Origin of the sequence: Mesorhizobium sp. M7A.F.Ca.US.014.04.1.1, assembly GCF_003998745.1 — a bacterium.
GTDB classification, from domain to species: domain Bacteria; phylum Pseudomonadota; class Alphaproteobacteria; order Rhizobiales; family Rhizobiaceae; genus Mesorhizobium; species Mesorhizobium ciceri.
In genome coordinates this window covers 1-1,257 of sequence record NZ_RZRW01001017.1, presented here as the reverse complement: position 1 = coordinate 1,257, position 1,257 = coordinate 1, and the positions used below count along the sequence as shown (strand labels likewise).

Genomic DNA, 1,257 nt, shown 5'->3' with positions numbered 1-1,257 from the left:
GAATGGTCGTCGCGACGACTTGCAGTTCACCAGGGCCCTGCCGCTGAGCAACACACGACTTGTGATGCTGATCGCAGCCCGAAAGGGCCTCGTATTCTCGAAGAAAGAGTTATCGGCCTGTCGTCATCACGAAGGTGAACCGGCTTTTCCTAGGTGAGAAACGACGTCAATACTCCGCCAAGCCCCTGACAATCTCGCTGCGGTGTATAGTCCATGGCCTAAGGTTCGTTTGCTGGCTTTCCCTTTGCCCCGATAGAGCGGCCGGAACACAGTTTCTGTTGCCGCGGGCGGGACGAGAGGGGAACTGCTGGCGACACTGACCGCAGGTTGGCCAGCCCGCGTCAGGCTTGCGCGGCGACCTCATTCACGAATGTGGTGTCGTGTGGGATTTCCAAGAAGACATCCGAATATCGGATGTCAGTTCATTGGCCAGACGATCATAAGCATCGGCACAGCAACAATGACTACGAGGAAAGACAGGGGCAGTCCCAGACGCGGATAGTCGCTGAAGCGGTAGCCACCCGGCCCCATGACAAGCGTGTTGCACTGGTGTCCGATCGGGGTGAGAAAATCACAGCCGGCGCCAATGGCGACAGCCATCAAGAACGGTTCGGGCCTGTAGCCCAGATCACTAGCAAATTCGGCGGCGATAGGCGCCATGACAAGGACGGTGGCGGCATTGTTGAGGAATGGCGTAACGGCCATGGCGGCGACAAGGATGAGCGTCAGTGCGCCGGACGCCGGAAGGAGGGTCCCCAGTCTGGCAAGCTCGCCGGCAACTACTCCCGTAGCTCCTGTACTGCGTAGTGAATCGCTCACTGGAATGAGAACGGCGAGCATGACGAGGATAGGCCCATCGAGCGATTGGTAAACATCGCGGAGCGGAATGACCTTGAAAAGCACAATCGCGACCGCGGCCGCGAAAAAAGCGACGGAGACTGGCAGCAGCCCAAACGCCGTCGCCACCATGGCGAGAGCAAGGACCACTACCGGCACGATACCCTTGCGGACGCTGCCAAGAAGGATAGCCCTTTCTGCCAGCGGTAAGCAGCCGAGTTCACGAAGTATCTCGGGCATTCTCGCTGCACTGCCCCGCAAGACGACAACGTCCCCGAGCCTCAGCTCGACTGCGGCCAGCCTGCGGTCGAGGCGCTCCCCACGACGGCTGACGGCCAGGAGGTTGACATTGAAGCGATCGTAAAGGGCAAGGCGCTGGGCGGTCCAGCCGATCAAAGAGGAGCTTTCACCGATTACGGC

General features: G+C 59.7%; 1 protein-coding gene. It reads right to left on the bottom strand.

Annotated features, from left to right (window positions below; all coding sequences use genetic code 11):
* Positions 1-417: 417 nt before the first annotated feature.
* The coding region (locus tag EOA22_RS34085; protein WP_206521490.1) for an SLC13 family permease at positions 418-1,257 on the bottom strand (840 nt) is incomplete at its 5' end.